General features: G+C 52.6%; 13 protein-coding genes. 3 read left to right on the top strand and 10 right to left on the bottom strand.

The annotated features are described in order from the left end of the window. Positions 1-94: 94 nt before the first annotated feature. The gene (locus tag IX84_RS27490; RefSeq protein WP_044228790.1) at positions 95-2,191 is read right to left on the bottom strand and encodes a hypothetical protein; all 2,097 of its coding nucleotides are present in this window, start codon (positions 2,189-2,191) and stop codon (positions 95-97) included. Positions 2,192-2,416: 225 nt separating this feature from the next. Between IX84_RS27490 and IX84_RS27485 the strand changes: the two genes are divergently transcribed. Both IX84_RS27485 and IX84_RS27480 read left to right on the top strand, forming a co-directional pair. Next, positions 2,417-3,694: a hypothetical protein gene (locus IX84_RS27485; RefSeq protein WP_044229012.1), complete on the top strand. Its 1,278-nt coding sequence runs from the start codon at positions 2,417-2,419 to the stop codon at positions 3,692-3,694. Between the two features lie 5 nt (positions 3,695-3,699). Beyond that, entirely contained in the window at positions 3,700-4,875 is a 1,176-nt protein-coding gene (locus tag IX84_RS27480; RefSeq protein WP_044229009.1) for a S1C family serine protease, read from the top strand. A gap of 52 nt (positions 4,876-4,927) precedes the next feature. On the opposite strand, the gene IX84_RS27475 is transcribed toward IX84_RS27480, so the two are convergent. Beyond that, positions 4,928-5,527, bottom strand: coding sequence for a pyridoxamine 5'-phosphate oxidase family protein (locus tag IX84_RS27475; RefSeq protein WP_044228787.1), 600 nt, complete (start codon positions 5,525-5,527; stop codon positions 4,928-4,930). 563 nt (positions 5,528-6,090) lie between these two features. Between IX84_RS27475 and IX84_RS27470 the strand changes: the two genes are divergently transcribed. Then, on the top strand, positions 6,091-6,720 hold the full coding sequence (locus IX84_RS27470; protein WP_044228784.1) for a MarC family NAAT transporter: 630 nt from the start codon (positions 6,091-6,093) through the stop codon (positions 6,718-6,720). 2 nt (positions 6,721-6,722) lie between these two features. Here the strand turns inward: IX84_RS27470 and IX84_RS27465 are convergent, their stop codons facing one another. From IX84_RS27465 to IX84_RS27420, 8 genes are all read right to left on the bottom strand, one after another. Then, on the bottom strand, positions 6,723-14,405 hold the full coding sequence (locus IX84_RS27465) for a T9SS type B sorting domain-containing protein (protein WP_044228780.1): 7,683 nt from the start codon (positions 14,403-14,405) through the stop codon (positions 6,723-6,725). An 87-nt stretch (positions 14,406-14,492) separates the two neighbouring features. Further along, a complete protein-coding gene (locus IX84_RS27460) occupies positions 14,493-14,759 on the bottom strand; it encodes a hypothetical protein (protein WP_044228778.1) in 267 nt (88 codons plus the stop codon). Next, positions 14,752-15,261 carry an MOSC domain-containing protein gene (locus IX84_RS27455; protein WP_238578350.1) on the bottom strand — a complete coding sequence of 170 codons (510 nt, stop codon included), beginning with the start codon at positions 15,259-15,261 and terminating at the stop codon, positions 14,752-14,754. Before IX84_RS27455 ends, IX84_RS27460 begins: the two co-directional genes overlap by 8 nt. Next, positions 15,242-15,766, bottom strand: coding sequence for a hypothetical protein (locus IX84_RS27450; protein ID WP_044228772.1), 525 nt, complete (start codon positions 15,764-15,766; stop codon positions 15,242-15,244). Before IX84_RS27450 ends, IX84_RS27455 begins: the two co-directional genes overlap by 20 nt. 506 nt (positions 15,767-16,272) lie before the next feature. Further along, complete coding sequence (locus IX84_RS27440; RefSeq protein WP_044228767.1) at positions 16,273-17,010, bottom strand: S24 family peptidase; 738 nt, start codon at positions 17,008-17,010, stop codon at positions 16,273-16,275. 146 nt (positions 17,011-17,156) lie between these two features. Next, the gene (locus IX84_RS31635; RefSeq protein WP_052516455.1) at positions 17,157-17,714 is read right to left on the bottom strand and encodes a GNAT family N-acetyltransferase; all 558 of its coding nucleotides are present in this window, start codon (positions 17,712-17,714) and stop codon (positions 17,157-17,159) included. Between the two features lie 10 nt (positions 17,715-17,724). Then, positions 17,725-18,909: an aminotransferase class V-fold PLP-dependent enzyme gene (locus tag IX84_RS27425; protein WP_044228761.1), complete on the bottom strand. Its 1,185-nt coding sequence runs from the start codon at positions 18,907-18,909 to the stop codon at positions 17,725-17,727. Between the two features lie 5 nt (positions 18,910-18,914). Continuing rightward, positions 18,915-20,126 carry an Nramp family divalent metal transporter gene (locus IX84_RS27420; protein ID WP_202965305.1) on the bottom strand — a complete coding sequence of 404 codons (1,212 nt, stop codon included), beginning with the start codon at positions 20,124-20,126 and terminating at the stop codon, positions 18,915-18,917. Positions 20,127-20,169: the final 43 nt, after the last annotated feature.

Below are 20,169 nucleotides of genomic sequence, written 5' to 3'. Positions count from 1 at the left end.
CAAACAGCCGTTGCGTTGCATGGCTACAACGTTTTTTTTCTAGATCGTCAGAAAAGTAAAGCCAACAGAAAAAAATAATAAGGCTTATCCACCCCTAATAAGATCCAAAGTAACGCCGCAGCGCCCATTCAGAAGCCAACAATAGCAAAAGGATCGCAAACAACCATTTAAAATTAATGATAGGCTGCGTTTGAGCTGTTTCATAAATCACAGGTTTAACCGTGTCCCGGCTACGGATAGCAGCGGCAATTTCTGAAATGGACTCCGGGGAGTAAACGGCCCCACCGTACTGCTCGCTCAGCAGGCGCATGGTGTTGTGATCGGCCGTTGTTTCATATTGCTCAAGCTGTATAGGCTGAATGCTGAACTGGCCATCATAGGTGAGCCGTTCGCCGCCAAAGAACACGCTGCCGGTGAACTGATAGTTGCCAACTGGCAGGATGCCCGCGTTGAGCCGGTAGGCATTTCCGGCTTTATTGAAGGTGAAATTGTATTCTTTCCCTGCGGCATCTTTTACGGTCAGACTGGCGTCAGGGTCGTTAACGAGTTCAAAGCTCTGGTTATACAGTTCGGCATCGAAGTAAACGGGCTCATTTTCATCGAAGATGTTTTTGCTGAGGCTGATCCGGAACCGGCGTTTGTCTTCTTTCAGGCTGAGGTATTGTACTATTTTTCCGATGAGCTCATTGAACCGCTCGTGGTCCTGGTTCTGAAGATAGTCAAACAACCGCCAGCGCCAGACGCCCTCCCCGCCCAGCACACCTACCTTAGTGCCACTCCCTTCACCCAGCACCAGCAAGGGGTAATCTGTTTCCACTTTGCCAATACGCTGATAGAGTAGGGCAGAGGCGCTGCTCTCGATATTGTAATCACCAAACACAGCGGTGAGTGGGGTGTACCCCGGGAGTTGTTCCTTGAGGTCCTCGCTAAGTTGGAAAAGGTTGAAGCCCGGCTTGAAATAGGCTTGCACCTGATTGGTCGAGCTGCCACGGCGCTGAATGCTGAGTACCCGCTGTGCCTGATTGAATTGCGGTAAGTCCGTTTGATTGCCCACTACAAATAAATGCGGTATTTGCTGACTGGCAATGGCGTTTAGCACGGAGGTGGCTGCCTTGCTCCGGCTGGGCAGGTTATGCAGGATAATAAAATCAAACTCGCTGGGAGATTCCTCCAGGTTATCTACAGTAGCGGTGGTGACCTGGTAGTTCTGATTGTTGGAAAGGGCCTGCCGGAAGGCGGTTAGGTCAGGATGAGGCGCATTGCCCAAAACAAGGATTTTCTGACGGGCATCCAGCACATCAATAAAAATATCCTTGCTGTTGTTGACCAGAGTAGCTTCCTCCGGGATTTCACCAAGGGTAATCCGGAAGCGCTGTACCCCCGCCTGATCTGCATCAAGAATGAACTCGCGGGTTTCAAACCAGTTATTCTGGTCAATCGTGACGGCTTCCTGCTGCAGGAGCGATGCTTTGCCGTTCACGATCTTATAAACATTCACCCGGCTGTTGCTCCCAGCGGCATTATCGCCTGCCAGGTCTACCTGTATGCTGAACTTGTCGCCCAGGTAAACAATGCGATTGTGAAAAACCCGCTTGACCAGCAAGTCACGCTGAGCAGTAGTGTCCCCCAGCGGAATGGAGAACAACGGTGCATCCAGGGCGGCATTTGCGTACAGCGGATTGCTGCCTTCGTTGTAAATGCCATCGGAGGCTAATACTACCGCACCAAGGTTCTGCCCGCTGTAAAGATCGTAAAGGGAAGAAAGGGCCTCCGCAATATTACTTTGCTTGTCCGTAAAAGCGGAGTCAATGCCCTCCCGGACTTCACTACCGAACCCGTACGTTTTGACTTCGTATTCGCCTTCCAGTTCAGCCTGTAATGCATTCAGAGACGACAAATAGGCGGCTTTTTGTGCGCCCAGGGCGGCCCCGACAGATTCAGACTGGTCCTGTGCAATCAGGATAATTGGGTTTTTGACCTCCCGCACTACCCGGCGCAGGAGAGGGGTCAGCAGCAAAATGGCAATCAGGCTGACCGCCGCGAACCGAAGGAGCCCCAGCAGCGTATTCAGGGTGCTGCTCTGGGAGCGGAATGCTGTAGACCGATAGTAGAGTATTCCTGCAAAGAGGCCACCCAATGCAAAGCAAAGGAATAAATACCATACCGGATACTGAAAGCTAATATTGTCCATCAATTCTTTTATTTTGCTGCGCTCATCGTCAGAGCACACAATAATAACGGATTTTTCAGGAGACCACCTGAACCTCCTGTTAGTATTTTGTTAAAACACTAACTGAGAGATACATTTGGGAGTCTGTTCGTTTAATATCTTATATTACGAGTTTAGTATACAATTGTGTGTCGTAAAATGTTGGACCGGGCGGCTTGCCCGCGGCAAAAGAAATTTGAAGTATTCATGAAGAAATTAGTGCAGATCGCGTTTTTCCTACTCCTCGCCGTTCAGGTACAGGCTTCCTACATCCTGTTGCCTATGGACCATGAGACCCAAAAGGACCACCTTAAGGCCTACGGCATTACCTACTGGGTGCTGTCCAGCAATGTGGAAGCCTGGTGGTTGCTTAATTACCGGGGGGGCAGTTTTGCTTTCCCCTACAACCGGACTTTTGAAAAGGAATGCCTGACCCGGGGCGTATCCTATGAAGTGGTGGCTGATGGACAGTTCAACAATATCCTGAACGAAATCGCCGACCCGGAAGTCAATATGGAGGCGATCAAGCTTGAAAAAGCGCCCAAAATTGCCGTTTACACGCCCGATTTCAATGCCCGGGGCGAAAAAATACAACCATGGGACGATGCCGTGACGCTGGTACTGACTTACGCGGAGATCCCCTACGAAACCATCTACGATCGCGAGGTGCTCAACGACGAGCTAACCGAATACGACTGGCTCCACCTCCATCACGAAGATTTCACGGGGCAGTACGGCCGTTTCTACCGCACCTACCACAATCAGACCTGGTACCGGGAAAATCAGCGTAAGATGGAAGAACTGGCTTATGATCTGGGTTTCACCAAAGTCTCCCAGCTCAAGCTGGCGGTGGTGAAGCGCATCAAAGAGTATGTTGTGGGCGGGGGCTTTATGTTTGCCATGTGCTCCGCCACTGATACCTATGATATTGCCCTGGCAGCTGAAGGGGTGGATATTTGCGCTGAAATGTACGATGGGGACCCTGTGGATCCCAACGCCCAATCCAAGCTGGACTACTCCAAGACTTTTGCCTTTGAGGACTTCCAACTGGAGCGGAACCCTCTGGAGTACGAATATTCGGATATTGACCACTCCCGTGGGCGGCGGATCAACCCTGAACAGGACTACTTTACTTTATTTGACTTTTCTGCAAAATGGGACCCTGTCCCTACCATGCTTACCCAGAATCATACCCGCACGGTAAAAGGATTTATGGGGCAAACGACCGCCTTCCGTAACCAAAATATCAAATCGAATATTTTGGTGCTGGGAGAGAACAAACCTGCTAAAGAAGCGCGTTACCTGCATAGTGAATATGGTCAGGGATTCTTCTCTTTTTACGGCGGGCACGATCCGGAAGACTACCGCCATTATGTACAGGACCCGGAGACAGACCTTAGCTTGCACCCTAAATCGCCGGGCTATCGCCTGATTCTGAATAATATCCTGTTCCCGGCAGCAAAGAAGAAGAAACGTAAAACTTAATGGATATGAACAATCGATTTAGCCTATTCATCTGGCTGGCTTTACTTGGCTGCGGTTTTTTTGCCGGTGCTGCGTGGACTTCCCGGGCAGATGCTGACTTGCCAGGTGGAACACCATCGGAGGAATTAGCCGAAACTTCTGACCCTAAGGCTTCGGAAACGGACGCGACGGCCAACTTGCCCTCCACTCGTGAACCTGCCGCCTCTAATGGGCTCAATCCCCAGGAGCGCGCCAATATCCGGTTGTTTGAAGAAGCAGCACCTTCGGTATGCTACATTACCACCACCAATGTGCGGCGGGATTACTTCAGCCGGAATATTACTGAAATCCCGAGAGGCAGTGGCTCGGGTTTCGTTTGGGACTACAAAGGGCATATCATTACCAATTACCATGTGATACAAGGTGCAGACCGGGCTACGGTTACCCTTGCTGACCGTAGTACCTGGGAAGCAGTGCCGGTTGGCGTCGCTCCGGAGAAGGACCTGGCCGTATTGCGTATCGAAGCGCCTCGGAACACCCTGCGGCCAATGCCGGTTGGCACTTCCGATAATTTGCAGGTTGGGCAGTCGGTTTATGCCATTGGCAACCCCTTCGGACTGGACCAAACCCTAACCACAGGTATTGTGAGTGCGCTGGGCCGGGAAATAGAATCCGTAGCAGGAATTCCGATCCGTGATGTCATACAAACGGACGCTGCCATCAACCCTGGCAACTCCGGAGGACCGCTCCTGGACAGCTCTGGCCGCCTTATAGGAGTGAATACCGCGATTTACAGCCCTTCCGGTGCTTCAGCCGGGATTGGCTTCTCCATTCCAGTCGACGTAGTCAGCTGGGTGGTGCCGGAGCTCATTGAGTTTGGACGGCTCAAGCGGCCCTCTCTGGGCGTGGAGCTGGCCAGGCCGCAGATTGTGGAGCGTCTGGGATTGGACGGCGCACTCGTTATTGACGTGATCAAAGGCAGTGGTGCAGAAAAAGCCGGTATCCGCCCAACGACGCGCGACCGTTATGGGAGTATTGTCCTGGGAGATATTATCACTGGGATTGATGGTGAAGCCGTTAAATCTACTAACGACCTGATCCTGATTCTTGAAAAGTATGAACCGGGAGATTTGGTGGAGGTGGAGTTGATACGGGATGAGAAAAGGCTGAAAGCACCGCTTCGTCTCGACCCCGCACGCTAAGCAGCGGCCTGCAAGCGGTAATCTCCTGGTCTATCGAAAAAAAGAATGAGCCTCAGGGAGCCACCCAACTTCCAGCCCATGCGCCATCCTGATAGCTAAACTTAGCCCTTTGGTGCCCCTCGTGGTGCAAGTGCAAAAGGTCTGCTCTGTAAACCTGAGACCTGATGACCATAAAGTGCTCAAAGGCGTAGGCCGTTTCCTGCAGGTCCATCTCATCGTGCCAATGATCGGGCAGGGGGACATTATCTGTTTTCTGTGGCGTGCCAGGGGCTGAAAGTGCCGCATAGCTGGACCGCCCCTGCACCGGAAGCCGGTCCCAGTACTGACGGCAACTTTCCGAACCTTGTTCCAGAATGGTCTTTCCGTTCATTCGGATTTGGACCTTTTTGCGTTCATCCCAAAAGAGACAAGACAAATAGGGGTGATTTCTAAGATCCCCCACTTTTGGGGAGCGGGCATCCGTGAAAAAGGTAAGCTGCCGGTTTTGCAAGTCCACTTCGCGCAATACGATCACGCGCTGACGGGCAAAACCATCAGTGTCAATAGTGGCTACGCTGGGTTTCTGGTAATCGCCTTTCCGCTTAATCGCTGCTTTAATCAGCAGGTGCCAGGCATCGTGGAGGAATTTATCTGGATTGTCAAATCTTTCCATTGAAAAAACTGTTTTGGAGACGGCATTGTAAAAATTCGTGATTGATATCACTGCAAATAAGGTAGACTTGTTTTACTTTTACGGTTGCGTAAAAAAAATAAAAAAATAAAAAAATAAAAAAATGTGTGACTTTGTTGTTTCCTTCAGTCTAAAGGGTTGTAACTAAAACGGTGATCTTTCTCTGAACGCAGAGCAAAAAAAACCGTTCAATTACAAGGGGAATGACGTTGAAGCCAATTAGCAGGAAAACTGCAATTGGCTCAACATTCCGCAACAAATTAAAATATGGCATGAAATTTTTCATGTAAAGAATATGGGTTTTAGGTGTTTTTCTGGGGAGCAGTCTTTTCTGCTCCCCTTTTTGTTGTTTATGAACATTGTTTCAGGTGAAAAAACTCAAAAATTTAACGCTGCCGGGGAAACTTTAAGAAGGCAACAGGTGTATATGAAAACTCAAGTACGGCTTAACCGGCAATTATTTTGATTTTCGGACTTATCTTGCTTGATTCGGAATTAAATTTTAAACAAGAGTGGTTTTTGCCACCCAAAAAGTATACACAATCATGTTAGAGCTGTTTTTAGCAGTGCTGGCGTCCTTATTTTCCATGGTAAATCCGCTTGGAGCGATTCCGGTATTTCTGGGGATGACTCCGCATTACACCAAACAGGAACGGACGCAGACGGCTTTGCATACCAGCCTTTATTTTACATTGATCCTGCTGACTTTTTTCCTGGCCGGGTCGCTTATTCTAAGCTTCTTTGGCATCAGCATCAATGCAATGCGTATTGCCGGAGGATTGGTCATTCTCCTGTCCGGTTACTCCCTCATGAGCGGAAAGTTTGCCGAAGGGCGGGCGGTCGACAAAAAAGTGAAACAGGAAGCGCTGACCAAAGACGATATCTCCTTCTCCCCAATGGCGATGCCGCTGCTTTCAGGGCCGGGGTCTATTTCTTACCTGATCAGCATTCAGGCTGAGCATACGACCTGGGAGCCAAGACTGGTTATTTCAGCTGTAGTGGTAGCTATGGGCGCTATTGTGTATAGTGTACTCCGGTATTCCCCTTATTTGCAAAAGGTACTGGGTGTCGCCGGATTAAACGCACTAAGCCGCATCATGGGCTTCCTGGTCATGGCCATCGGTATTCAGAACATCATCACCGGCATCGTTGAGCTGGTGAAAGTGCTGGCTTAAACCTACCGTAAAAGGAGGACATCACCTGAAATAATGGTGGTGCCTCCACCCGAGAGGTTGACTTCCGCATAGAAGGTAAAGACATCACTATCCATCTCGCTTCCTCTGAACGTTCCGTCCCACCCACAAGCTTCATCATTAAGCGGGCAATCTTTGGCTTGATGCACGAGGTTGCCCCATCGGTCAAAAATCCGGAATACTTCGAGCGTACCGAGCCCATCCCGGCTGTAGAGCAGGAAACGGTCATTGATGTTGTCGCCATTGGGTGAGAACACCGTTGGCGCATAAACGGGTGTTTCCTTAAGTACCTTCACGGTGACAGCAGCCTGGTCCACGCACCCATTCACATCTACTGCCCAAACCTGATAAATAGTAGTTAGCATTGGTGCTACCGTGTAAGACAAGCCTTCCTGAATGCCCGGGGCAGGCCACCACCAGACAGAGTCCGGCGTCCCGGTTTCCACAACCGCAGCAAGGCTGATTTGCTGCCCAAGCTGTATGGTGGTATCTGGCCCAAGTTCAATATCGATGCCACTCGAGGCCATAATCGTCACCGTTGAGTCCCACTGACAGCCATTAGCATCCTCAAGCAGGATAGGGTAGGTGCCTGCTGCCAGATTGACGAAGGCGTTATCGGCGGACAGCGCTCCTCCGTTGATACCCGATAGGAAAGGTGGCGTACCCCCTGCTACCGAATCCAGCAGGATGTTGCCATCGCGGTCCCCGGGGCAGGATGGGCTTTGTGCCAGCCAGTCGACATCAGTGATAAGGGGAGAGGAGGCGGTGACCTCTATCGTATCCACCACTGTACACCCATTGCTTTGATCCGTAAGGCTTAATACGTACGAGCCTTCGGCGGTAGCTGTTGCAGTGGGCTGTCCGGTAGGCCCTGTCAGTATGCCGCCCGCTTCCGCAGCCCAGTTGAAGAGCAAGGGGCCGTTGCCGGTGGAAGCACTGCCATTTAGCGTGACGTTGGTCCGGCTACAGCTGAGCTGTTCCGGTACTGCGATATTGATTTCCGGGAAGTCTGCATCACTTTCCACTTCCACTGTTTCAAAGGATGAGCAGCCATTGGACTCATTAGTGACTTGCAGGGTGTATGCGCCTGGCGTGCTCACGGTCAGCCTCAGCGTATCCTGAGCAAGCACGAGGTCATTGCTGTCCAGCCAGGTATACACCAGGTTAGGACCACTTTCTGACCCGCTACCGTCCAGCATAATGGATGTGACGGTACAGTTGAGCCGGTTTGGGGTGGTCAGGTCAGCGACAGGCGGTTCGAAATCTCCGTCGACTTGAAACAGCAGTGTGTCCCGGCAACCGGAGCCTTCATCCTGAACGAGCAGCCGGTAGTTTCCGACTTCCGCTACCCATTGCTGAGCGGTACTGCCAATAGTATTGAAAGCGCCGCGCCGCCATTCGTAAGAAAAGCCAGCGCCTGTGCCGCCAGTGGTGGCAGTAGCATCAAGCAAAAGGCTGTCTGCATCGCAATTGAGCGTAAGCAATCCCGGGTTGGTTAGAGCTGCTTCTGGGGCGATGCGGCCATCGGCAACCCAGGTGGAGTCTGTTGCGCTACAGCCGCTTTCCGGGTCCGTAACGGATATAAAATACCAACCGGGCTCACTTATTTGTGGAGTAGCGGTTTGGGGCCCGGATAAGATTTGCCCGTTAGGAGTTGTCCATTGCAGGTCGCTCTGCCCACTATCCGTATTAAGGTCCACACTGAGCCGTACAGGGTCGTTGTTGCAGGTGATTATCGTATCTGCCCCGGCAGTAACTTCAGGGACCCGGTCGTCAGCGTTCACCCAGACCAGCTGTGCAGTGGAGCAGCCATTGTCTACCCGTTCAATCTGCACCTGATAAACGCCAGGCTGAAAAACAGTAGCAGTAGCCTGATTCGGCTGCTGTACCGGCAGGCCGCCCGGGCTGCTCCATTGATACGTCACCAATGCTGCCGGCGTAGCGGTTGCGGTAATACTAATGCTGTCATTATTGCAGGGGAACAATAAGGTGTCTGCTACCTCCAATGCCGGAGCGAGGGTGTCGAGGTCTACAATCACTGTTGCCATACTGGTGCATCCTGAGGTGTCGTTTTGGACTTCAAACCCATATTGCCCTGGCAGGCTGACATCAATATCAAGCGTTGGTACGCAAGGGCCGGTGGGCACCCCGCTGGCATTCAGGCGGTACCAGCAGGAACTATAACCTGTATTATTTGGAATACTGCCCTGTAGCAATACAGAAGGCGACGCACAAGTCAGCACTGTATCCGGAATGGAAGGTACTGCTGGCAGGTCCGTATTTTGGCTCACGAAAACACTGTCCAAATTAGTGCAGCCAGTCGTGGTATCCGTAACCATAAGCTCATACCAGCCTGGCGTATTGACGGAAGGGTTGAAGGTCGTTCCGCCAGGGATGTTTACCGGAGGGCCACTCCAAGCATATTGTATGGCATTGCCAAAGGCAGAGCCGCTGCCATCGAGGGTGACAGTAGGTTGCTCACAAGTCAGGGCCTGTGCAGGCCCGGCATCAGCTAAAGGGGGAACGGTATCGGCTACAACCTCGATCTCTCCAGTATTTTCACAGCCTGTCGATAAATCGGTAACCAGTACGGAGAAAAGCCCGGGGTGAGTGACCACAATGGAAGGGAGGGTGTCTGCTTCAGGCAGTGGTGCGTTTTCACTTGACCATTGGTAGGTGAATGAAGTGCCGGGCATCCCGGAGACAGCCAGAGTGGCCAGGGTGTCTTTGCAGTTTAGTTCCTGGTTCGGGCTCAGGGTTAGCTCAGGCGGACTGGAAAACTCAGCTACATTAACGGTAACTTTTGCAGAAAAACCCAGGGTATCGGTCGCATTCAGGGTATACAGCCCCGGCTGGTCCACCACAATGGAGAGGCTGTCGGGGGCGCTGAGTATATTCCCGTTCATGGTAGTCCATTCAACGGTACAACCAATACAAGGCTCGCAAAAGCTACCGCTGAGGGTGACTTGCGGAGCGGCACAGGTCAGGGTATCTGCCGGGATACTGTCCAGGCAGGGCACGCACTCCTGCTGTATAACAGTCACGTCCCGGAAGCTGGAACAGTTATTGGCAGGGTTGGTGACTGTCAAACGCACTACGCCCGCCGTGTCCAGTAATACCGCAACACTATCCGCACTATCCAGAATGATCCCGCCTTCCCATTCATAAACGTACTGTGGCCCCTGTGGTACAACAAAAGCCTGCAACCAAAAAGAGTCCTGCATACAGGGAATGATCGTAGAGCTGAAATTGATATCCGGCAGATTATTGCTGCGCTGTACGACAACGATGTCTTCTGCGAAACAGCCGTTTGTACTGTCGATCACGGTCAGGAAATAAGTACTGGCATCATTCACGAAGATGCTGAAGCTGTCTTTGACAAAAGTTTCATCGTCCAGCTTGGTCCAGGTATAGCCAATGCCTGGCCCAAGGGTTGACCCGGTAGCGCTTAGAATCGTTGTAGGTTCCGGGCAGGTCAGGGTGTCACCCGGCCCTGCTTCCGCTATGGGGGGCAGGGTGTTGGAAGGCACAATAACAGCTAGAGTATCGCTGAGGCTGAAGGTGGTATTGGTGGCAATAAGCTGATAAATGCCTGGGCAGCGTACGATTGGCTGTAGGGTGGCTGCTCCGGATTCTATACAATCAGGGGCCGGGGCAAGCCAGGTGTAGGTGATGTTGGGCCCGGACTCCGTACCGCTTGCATCCAGCGTAATGGTGGTAATAGCACAAGTCAGTGTATCGGGCGCCGCAATCTGGAGGGCAGGGCTGCAGTCCAGGGTAGCCACCACGGAAGCGGTATCCGGGCAGTCGCCGGCGGCGTTATTGGCGATTAAGGTATAAATACCTGCACTATCAATCGTGAAGCTAAGCCCTCCGGGCGATATCGGCACCCCATTGAAAAACCAGCTAAATGTGTCGCCTTCCGAGGCTGTGGCATCAAGCAGGGCTGTCCCTTCCAGGCAAGACAGTGCAATGCTGTCCGGTAGAATGGCATTAGGGCTCAGTGGGTCCCGGGTTACGAGGGCCGTATCTCTTTCGGTACAGCCGTTGAGGGTATCGGTAACAGACAGGATGTAAAGCCCGTCGCAGGTAGCAGAAATGTCCTGAGCGGTAGCATCACCAGACAGGCATGGGCCTGTCCATTCGAAAATAGTGTTGAGGGTGGTACTGCCTGTACCGTTTAGCGTTACTTCGGGAATGGCACAGCCTAATTCCTGGTCCGGGCCTGCGCTGGCAACCGGGAAGCTGAAGTCTGCTGCCACAAAAACGGTATCTGCTGCCTCACAGCCCGTAGTCGTGTTGCGTACGTTAATGATGTAGGTGCCCTGGGCAGTAACTTCAGCGAATTGTCCATTTGCAGGGCCAGAGATGCCTCCCGTTGGCCCGGACCAACTATAAAGTATATCTGCGCCCCCACTGCTGCTGTTGCTGCCGATTAACACAGTGGGTTGGTAGCAGTTAATGAGCGTATCAGCTCCGGCATCAGCCACTGGAGGGAGGGTGTCCTGCAATACTTCCACCTCAGCAATCCGGGTGCAGCCGGTACTGTCATTTTCAATCTCAAGCTGATAGAGGCCTGGGGCATTGACTGTAGGCATCAGTGTATTTATGCCGCTGACAAAGTTGCTGATGTCGGCTGAGCTCCATTCAAAGCTAAATCCGGTGCCCTCGTCAGAATTGGTGCCGTCGAGCATAACTTCCGGCAAGATGCAATTGAGCCGCAGGGGCGTTGCAATAGCTGCGGTTGGGGATAGGGTGTCTATATTGACAATAGCAAAGGAGGTGTCAAAGCAGCTATTCCGGGTATCGGTAACTACCAGCATGTACACACCCGCGCTGGCAACGGTAGCCTGAAGCGTGCTCGTATCCACCAGGCCCGTACCAAAGATTTCCACCCAGTCGTAGTCGTACTGAGGGCCTGTGCTCGAACCTGTGCCATCGAGTGTGACCAAAGTGCTGTCGCAAGTAAGGGTGCGGTCCGGTCCGGCAGTTGATAGTGGTTGGAGTGTATCCAGCGCAACATTGACCATGGCCGTATCGGCACAGGCATTTGCGGTATTGGTTACAATAAGCTGATAGGTGCCGGGGGCGTCTATGGTTGCATTAAAGCCATTAGTACTGACCGGTGGTTGAGGATTGCCGGACCAGGTGTACAGGATGTCCGGCCCGGAAGAAGAACCCGTACCATCCAGGGTAATACTCGGTTGGGAACAGTCCAGCGTATCGGGCGTGGCCAAAACGGCGTTGGTAACAGTAACATCTTCCTGCACCGCTACAGTAGCGGTATCCCGGCAGCCATTTAGCGTGTTTTCTGCAGTCAGGGAGTAAAGAGCCCCTACATCTACAGTAATATTCAGAATAGCCGGATCAGTCAGTATATTGCCACCTAACGACGTCCAGTTGTATGTGGGAGCTGCCCCGGCACCCGTCACAGTTGCTGCAATACCCACAGTAGGCTGGGTACAGGTAATGGTGTCCGGGAGCGGGAGTGTGATCCGTGGTGCAATGGTGTCGTAGTTCACTTCTACCGTAGCCGAATCCCGGCAATTGGTCAGGGTGTTCTCTACCATCAATTGATAGGTGCCGCCTTGACTGACTGTTGGGAAAAGGGTTGTACCATTTTGTATAAGATTGCCGGCTGCGTCCCGCCACTCATAGGCGAATTCATCTCCGGTGGAAGAGCCACTCCCATCCAAAAGGATTTCGGGGTTCAGGCAGGATAATACCGTGTCGGAGCCGGGGCTCACAACCGGGAGGGACTGGTCTTCCAGAACAATAGTCATAGACGTGTCACTGCAGCGATTGTCTATGTCGGTGACCACTAGAAAATAATCACCAGGTTCATTGGCAACAGCGGTAGGCTGGAAAATATCGCTGGTAATATTGCCACCTGGTGTGAACCAGAAGTACGTGTGGTCCGGATTAGGCACTGCCAATGTTCCGAGACTGACCTGGCCTTGTGTACAGTTCAGGGTGTCCGGGGGGCCGGCATCTGCAGTGGGAGGGATGGTGTCAATTTGAACGGTCAGGGTGTCAAAGTCCGTGCAAACAGTCATATCGGTGGACATTTGACTCACTTCCAGCACATAATCTCCTGCCAGGTTTACGGTTTGGGTGGCGTTCGTACTAAGAGGAGTGCCGTCTGTTGCATACCATTGGTAAGTGAGTTGCTCGGACGGTGTGGAGGCAGTTCCGTCAAGGTTGACCTCAGTGGTGATGCAGGTCAGATCAAAGGCAGGGGCGATACTGGCATTTGGTGCCAGCACTTCCACTATTATATTCAGCGTGCTGTCGCAGTTCTGAGTGGAGGTCAGGAAAAAGCTATAGCTTCCCGCCTCGGTAAGGAGGCTGTCTCCAACCGAAAAGCCTTCCCCCTGACAAATGGTGACTGTAGTGTCCACAATATTGGGCGGCAGTACAGTCAGGTCAAGGATGATGATGCTGTCGCACCCGGCAGTGGAGGGGAGGGTATCGCGGAAGATCCCTGTTGTATTATAAATGTTGGGCCCAATCGCAATAAACTGTCCCGGGCAAAGGGTATCGGTCAGATTCGTCTCAACTGGGGGGAGTACCGTCAGGTCTATTTGTACCAGGCTGTCGCACCCGGCAAAGCTGAGCAGTTCGATTTCGTAAAAGCCGGTACTGGTCAGTGTAGTATCTCCGACTACCAGGCTGTCGCCAAGGCAGATGGTATCCTCGATCAGCTCGGTAGTTGGAAGCGGTACAATAGTGACCTGAACACAGCTGTCGCTCAATTCTCCGCAAAAGCGGGGCTCCAGGCCGGTGAGGTTGTTTCGGATACTATCGAGCGTTAGCATTCCATCAGGTTCAGGAAGGCTGTCGAGGTCTTCCAATTGATAGCTTAGCCCGCAGATTTGATAACTGCCCGGTGCAAAGCCAGTCAGGTCAGGGTGATCAGTAGTGTCAATGAAGATGCCATCCTGCCCCAGGAGGTACGTATAGCCATAGATTGCGGTGTCAGGGGTTTGCCCGTTATCGAATGCCAGTAGCGGGTCGATATCGAGGATGGTATCCCCTTCGCAGGTGAGGAGGTCATCTGCAAATAAGTTGCCCCCTTCAGCAAAGCAACAGTCCAGGCCACGGGCATCACAGAACTGGATTTGGAAATAGGTGATTTCTCCGATGTAATCCGAGGGGGTGTTTTCAATACTAATGGTCCAGATGCCATTGGCAGGGCCCGTATTGAAATCTTCCAGGCAGCCCTGGAAGGGATAATAAGACCCATTGTAAAAGTTCAGATTGGAAAAATTGCCGGTTTGGTTGTTGTCCCAGCCAAAAAGGGAGCCGGGGTCGGGGTCAGGGACTTCCAAACAGGGCACAAAGCTGATGTCCCAAATCGATCCAAAGGTGAATTCAAATTGCTGGTCGGTATCCGGTCCGATCAGAGTGACAGATTGGCCGTTGGGAGAGGTGAGCGTGAGTACAAGGTTGTCTACGTACTGATGGGCAAAGCGAATGTCTATACCGCAAATGCCCTGATCGACGGCATTTAAGTCATCGTTAAAAATATCGAAAACCTCATAAGTGTAAGTGGGGCTGGAGTTGACGGCAATACCCAGGGTGTCAGTAAGCCCACAGGGCTGCGCGAAAAGAAGAGGTGTGCCACTCAACAGGGCCAAGCAAAACAGGAAACAGGTCCGCCGCATATTTCTAATGTCCTTGGGATTAATGGAACATTCTTCAAAGTTACTATTATTTAGGAGAAAGCGGAAACTCCTTAACGTTTGAAGGGATCAGGCCGGCGACAGAATAGTGATTTGCTCCAGCTCTTCGATAAGCCAGTCGTCCAGGCCGCGGTACCAGTCGAGGTGGGGGCTAATAGCGCCACAACCACCGCCATCGTTTGGGCATTGGGTCTCCTCCCATTGCTTTCTGCAGGCAGGGCAGCGCCCTCCGGTTTCAAAAGTATTCCAGAGGTGCCCGCAGGTACACATCCACCAGGCGCGTCCATCGGGTTTCCAGTCACATTTTGGGCAGAGAATTTCTACAGATTTAGGCATGGGCCTGAGTTTTAGGTTCAAAAATACGAACAGGGTCTCCCTGTTGAATCGTTCCGCCGTGGACTACTCGTGCTGTCACCCCACCGTGCCCTCTCATGGCGGCATAGCCTCCATCGCCCAGGTTTTCTTCCATCCGGGAGCAGGGGTGGCAATTGCCGGTAATTTCGAGGATGACTTCAGCACCGATCTGCACTTGCTGTTTTATAAGGGAGAGCAGATTGATACCGGATACGACGAGATTGCGGCGGGCAAGCCCGGGGTCAATGGGTTCCCGGTTCAAAATAGCCCCGATAGTATGCAGGTGTTCTGCCTGAATGAGAGTGACTTGCCGTTTTCCACCTTTGCGGCTGTAGTGGTCGCCTACAATACCTTCATCCAGAGTAATGGTGGCGGAAAGGCAAGGCACCAAAGGGCTTTTCTTTTCGGGCCGTTTGCCGATCCAGTCCAAACGACCGGTCTGTGGAACGTACTGCTGAAGGTCTTTAAGCGTCGGAAACTTCACGGATACTGGCTTTTGCTTCTGTTTGAACCAACGCGGCATCCATAAAGTTTCGGAGCCGGTGCATTTCGTCTTTACCAAGGCGCTCACCAGCTTTCGCAAAAAGGTACAATATCAAAGCGATTCCTGCGGCTACTGGTAAAGCCCAAAGTGCAGGGGCAGACATGCCCAGGCTCAATTGTGAAAAACCGGTGATCCCGATGAAGAGGCTGATTGCTCCAAGAGAAGAGTAAAGAAAAACAAACATGAGCCAAACAGAAGGGCGTGGTCCGTAGAGCCCGCGGATTAGTGCCCCCCCCTCCATGTTGTCCTCGATCGTGAGGCTTAACTGAGGGGACCAGTAATGCTGTTGCTCCACAGGCATGCGCAGCACAATGTGGTGGTCCATGACGGAGCCCTTAATGCTGCCGTCGCTGTTTTTTAAAGCCTCGCTAAGGCGATGTATCACCTGTTCGGCGGTGGCGGGATACTGCCGCTGGAACCTCGGCCTGATTTCAACTGTCGTCATAAAATTGCTGTTGTAGTTGGCTTGGCGCTGCGACGACCTGGCTTCGCTTAATTCATTATTGCTAGACCAGACGATCAAAAATAGGTAAAAAAATGTAAAGGCTGGATAAAAATTCGGAGCTACTGCAAATGGTGCCTAAGAAGTTATGAAGTGGAAAAGCAGGTGCTTTGCCGCAGCGGCCAGCTTGTTATCCGTGCAGGGGGGCATAACGATGTGGGAAGAGGAGAAGGTGATCAATCAAAACAAAAAACTCCCGGGTCCATTACCCGGGAGGCCAATCAAAAAACAGCAGGATATTATTCTTGATAAACATAGACCGATTGCTCTGCTACCCACCAAATGGGGCACAGTTCCGAACCAAACTTGGTTGGTGCTGAGCAAATTCTATGTAATCTTGACTTGCCTAAACAAACGGACGCGCCTGGAAAAGACCGTCCTGTCCTGTTTACGCACCTCAGAAAAATCAAGGTGCGGGTGGTTGGCAGGGGGAAAGCCTCTGTGCGGGCCTAAAGATCGCTAATCCGGCGGACCACTTCATACAAGCGAGTGTATGGTCCAACGTCCTCCACGAAAGGATCATGCTCCAGGTGATTAGCGGAAATAAGCTTCAGATGCGTAACCCGGCCCCGGCTATCGGTTACACGCTGTACGTACTTTACCCAAAGCTGCCCATTGTTCTTAACGGCATAGATTTTGTTGTCACGTATCTCGTGCAGCCCACTGATCTCTCTGCAGATCACCATGTCCCCGTCGAGAATGACCGGTTCCATACTGTTACCGTTGATTGGAAAAGCGACAAGGCTGGCACCGGAAAGCCCGGGTATACTGAAAAAGGTATTTTCTTCTTTGGTAAAGCTTTCTGCGCTTACCGTGGAACCCGCGAAGGCTTCTGTGGTGGTGAACATAATATTACCAGCCATCCTCGGCGCTTCCTCCATTACCTGATCGTACTTAGGGGCTTCAAGCCCAAAAGGCTCGCCCTCTCCATCGATCATGTAAGACTCATTTACCCCATACTCCCGGCACAGGGCGCGGGCGTGGCGGTAATCAATGCAACGCTTGTCATCCGGGTTGAGGAAAGCACGAATAATATGACCATAGGCACGGTTGCCGAGAATGCGTTCTGCAAAATCGCCCATCCCTTTGCCATTTCGGTCATTTTTGACGATCTCGCCACGTTCTTCCAACATATTGAAAACCGTAATAAATCTTTCATTCAATTGCCGCCTGTCTTCTCGGATCATAATTTTGAGGATTTAATTCGCGCTTATCTTTATACGGACCAATGCATGCAGCCCGGCGGAAAAGCGGGTTGTAATAAACAAAAACAATCAACTTGGCTGCAAGTTAAAACAAATTTTTGTTGCAAACAAATCAATTCAGGGAAAAATTAGAAATTTTTCATTTTCCACTCCCGGCGCAGGATACTGAATAGTTGAAGGTGTTGGTAAGCCTCTTCTTTGAGGAGGGCTTCCCGGAGCCGGCCTTCGGCGGTAAAGCCTAATCGGTTGGCTAAAGCTATAGAGCGCTGATTGTCTTGTGTTGACCGCAGCGAAATGCGGTTGAGGCAGAGTTCTTCAAAGGCATAGTTGATCAGGCAATGGCAGGATTTTGTAGCCAGTCCCCGGCCCTGAAAACTACTGCCGAGCCAATAGCCTAATTCAGCCCGGTGGTGCTCCCATTCGATGCGGACCAGGCTGACAAGACCAGCTATCTGTCCTTCCGCACGTACCAAAAAAGTGCAACGTTGCTGACCTTCATTGAAACGTATGGCGTCAAATAAAAAACGGTGGACGTCTTTTTCCGTATGGATTTGTTTTACCCAGGCCATCCAGGGTTCAAGTTCAGCCCGGCTTCGGTCGATTAGCTGGTACAACGCACCGCTGTGGGGCAGTTCCGGGCGTAGCAGGTCAAGTTGTGGGCCTCCGGGCAGGGTTTTGGGTAGCATAGGCAGCAGGTTATTGAGTAGGCAATTGCTTTAAGGCTTCCACCGCCCGGTCCAGCTCTGCAGTCGTGTTGTAATAGTGGGGAGAGAATCGCAGCGCCCAGTCCACGCCTTTCTTTTCAAAGTCGATAACCGCTCCTCCTTTCCCGGAAACAGAAGCATTGACGCCTTTTTGGTTCAGGGCAGAGATAACCCCCCTGGCACTCAGCCCCTCAATGGAAAGGGTGACGATGCCGCATAGCTGTTGCCCCTGATCGAGCACCCGGATATGCTCAAGCTGACTGAGCCTTTGCCTGAGGTGGGCTGCCAGCATACTGACCTGCTCTGCAATAGCCGTCAGCCCCAGTTCGATTGCGTAATTGGTGGCAGCCCGGGCGGCAAGCACCAGGGCATAGGAGCGCTCCCATGTTTCAAAACGCACAGCACTTTCCCTTGGGCGGTAAGCATCCGGAGCTGTCCAGGCAGCGCTGTGGAGGTCCATGAATTTAGGCTCCAGCCCCGCTTCCAGCACCCGTTCTGAGACATACAAAAATCCGCCACCGCGTGGGCCCCGGAGGAATTTCCGGAAGGTGGCCGTCAGGAAATCGCACGCAATGGCTTGCACATCCAATGGCAGTTGTCCGGCAGACTGACAGGCATCAACGAGGTAATACGCACCATTGGCCCTGCAGACTTCGCCTATGCCCATGATGTTTTGCACCAGGCCGGAATTGGTGGGCACGTGAGTGACCGCTACGAGCCTGGGGCGATGTTGCCGGATCAGCGCTTTCAGGTGGCTGGTATCCACGCCGCCTTCGGGCAGGGTCCGGGCGCGGATGAGTTGGAGGTGATGCCGTTTGACCAGTTGCAGAAAGGCGATCTGATTGGACACATAGTCGTCTTCGGTAGTCAGAATGGTGTCTCCTGCCTGAAAAGGGATAGCAGATAGGGCCGTATTGTACGCCTGCGTAGCGCTGCCGGACCAGGCGATTTGGTCTGGTTTGGCATTCAGCAGTTGGGCAACGGACTCGTAAAAGCCGATACTTTGCTCCCGGACAAGGGCGGCAGCCTCATATCCACCGATTTCAGACTCCAGTTGAAGGTGTTGCTGTGCCGCTTCCAGGACCGGTCGCGGCATGAGGCTGGCGCCAGCGTTGTTGAGGTGGATACGGTGCTGCACGCCGGGGGTATCTGCCCGAAGTTGGTCAATATTGAGCATAGTTTTCAGATGATTTTGGTTAAGAAAAGAGCCAGAAAGAGCAGCAGGCTGAGGATCAGCCCGGCATTAGCCAGCCAGCCGTTTCGGGCATTGCCCAGCCAGGAGGAGCGGTTGTTCATGTAGATGAGAATGGCCGCCAGGAAGGGCATGAAAAAGGCGCCCGTCACGGCGTATAGAATGCCAATCCAGGCAGGTTTGCTCCACCAAACGATGATCAGGGGCGGGATCGCCAGGTAGCCCAGGAACAGCCGGTAGGGCAGGGTAGGGCGGAGGAGCTCCTGGGTAGTGGGGCGTTTTCGGACATTCCGGACGAAGTCTGCAAAAAGATAAGGCACTCCATCCCATACGCCCAGCATGGAAGAAAATACCGCACCCCAAAAGCCAATGAGGAACCCCCATCGGCCTACCGGGCCGGTCACGGTGCCCAGTTGCTCGGCCAGGCTAAGGATCATCCCGTAGCCATTGACCTGTTCCGGGCTGACTCCTGCGGCAATAATCACCAGCGCAACCCCAAACAGGCTGCTCAGCGTGTAGGCGATCCCCAGATCAATACGGGCGTGCTTCATGAAACCCGATTGGCTCCATCCTTTTTCGGAAATCCAGTAGGCATAGCTTAGCAGCGTCACACTGCCGCCTACGCCGCCGATCAGCCCAAGGGTGAGCATCACAGCTTTGGGATCATTGGGCAGGCGCGGGTAAAGCAGAGCCATTCCGATATCTCCCCAGTCCGGTGCCAGTCCCCAGGCACTACTAATGACTACTGCAAACATGAGCCCAATGAATAATTTCATCAACCGCTCCAGCAGCTGATAGCTGCCGCCCAGGACGAGAAGTACAGCCAGGCCCGATTGGAGGGGGCCCCAGATCAATGTGCCGGTGCTTTCATTTTCATGAATAGGCAGAAGGGTCTGCGCGGCAAGCCCGCAGAAGGAAATCAGAGCGCCAGCCACCACGAAAGACCACAGCAGCAGATAAGCCAGAAAATAATAGGAGACCCACTTAGGCAGGTGTTTGATCCAGCCCTCCAGTAGGGTCTCCCCGGTGGCCAGTTGCCAGCGAGCAATGCCTTCGTTGAGCACAAACTTCAGCAGCCCGCCCAGCACCACCGCCCAAAGGATGACCGCGCCATACCTGGCGCCAGCCACCGAAGCGGCAATCAGGTCGCCCGCGCCCACGCCGGTCGCTGCCACGATAAAGCCTGGCCCCAGGTAGCGCAACCATGTCTTGTTTTGGGGTATACTCATTCACCCAAGATACAAA

It is taken from the genome of Phaeodactylibacter xiamenensis (assembly GCF_000759025.1).
GTDB lineage: Bacteria > Bacteroidota > Bacteroidia > Chitinophagales > Saprospiraceae > Phaeodactylibacter > Phaeodactylibacter xiamenensis.
This window is presented reverse-complemented; position numbering and strand designations above follow the sequence as displayed.

Bases quoted from the DNA above. Each gene is read 5' to 3' on its own strand.
- IX84_RS27465 (WP_044228780.1), bottom strand. From the start codon at position 14,405: ATGCGGCGGACCTGTTTCCTGTTTTGCTTGGCCCTGTTGAGTGGCACA.
- IX84_RS27425 (WP_044228761.1), bottom strand. From the start codon at position 18,909: ATGCTCAATATTGACCAACTTCGGGCAGATACCCCCGGCGTGCAGCAC.
- IX84_RS31635 (WP_052516455.1), bottom strand. From the start codon at position 17,714: ATGCTACCCAAAACCCTGCCCGGAGGCCCACAACTTGACCTGCTACGC.
- IX84_RS27485 (WP_044229012.1), top strand. From the start codon at position 2,417: ATGAAGAAATTAGTGCAGATCGCGTTTTTCCTACTCCTCGCCGTTCAG.
- IX84_RS27490 (WP_044228790.1), bottom strand. From the start codon at position 2,191: ATGGACAATATTAGCTTTCAGTATCCGGTATGGTATTTATTCCTTTGC.
- IX84_RS27450 (WP_044228772.1), bottom strand. From the start codon at position 15,766: ATGACGACAGTTGAAATCAGGCCGAGGTTCCAGCGGCAGTATCCCGCC.
- IX84_RS27440 (WP_044228767.1), bottom strand. From the start codon at position 17,010: ATGATCCGAGAAGACAGGCGGCAATTGAATGAAAGATTTATTACGGTT.
- IX84_RS27470 (WP_044228784.1), top strand. From the start codon at position 6,091: ATGTTAGAGCTGTTTTTAGCAGTGCTGGCGTCCTTATTTTCCATGGTA.
- IX84_RS27480 (WP_044229009.1), top strand. From the start codon at position 3,700: ATGAACAATCGATTTAGCCTATTCATCTGGCTGGCTTTACTTGGCTGC.
- IX84_RS27460 (WP_044228778.1), bottom strand. From the start codon at position 14,759: ATGCCTAAATCTGTAGAAATTCTCTGCCCAAAATGTGACTGGAAACCC.
- IX84_RS27475 (WP_044228787.1), bottom strand. From the start codon at position 5,527: ATGGAAAGATTTGACAATCCAGATAAATTCCTCCACGATGCCTGGCAC.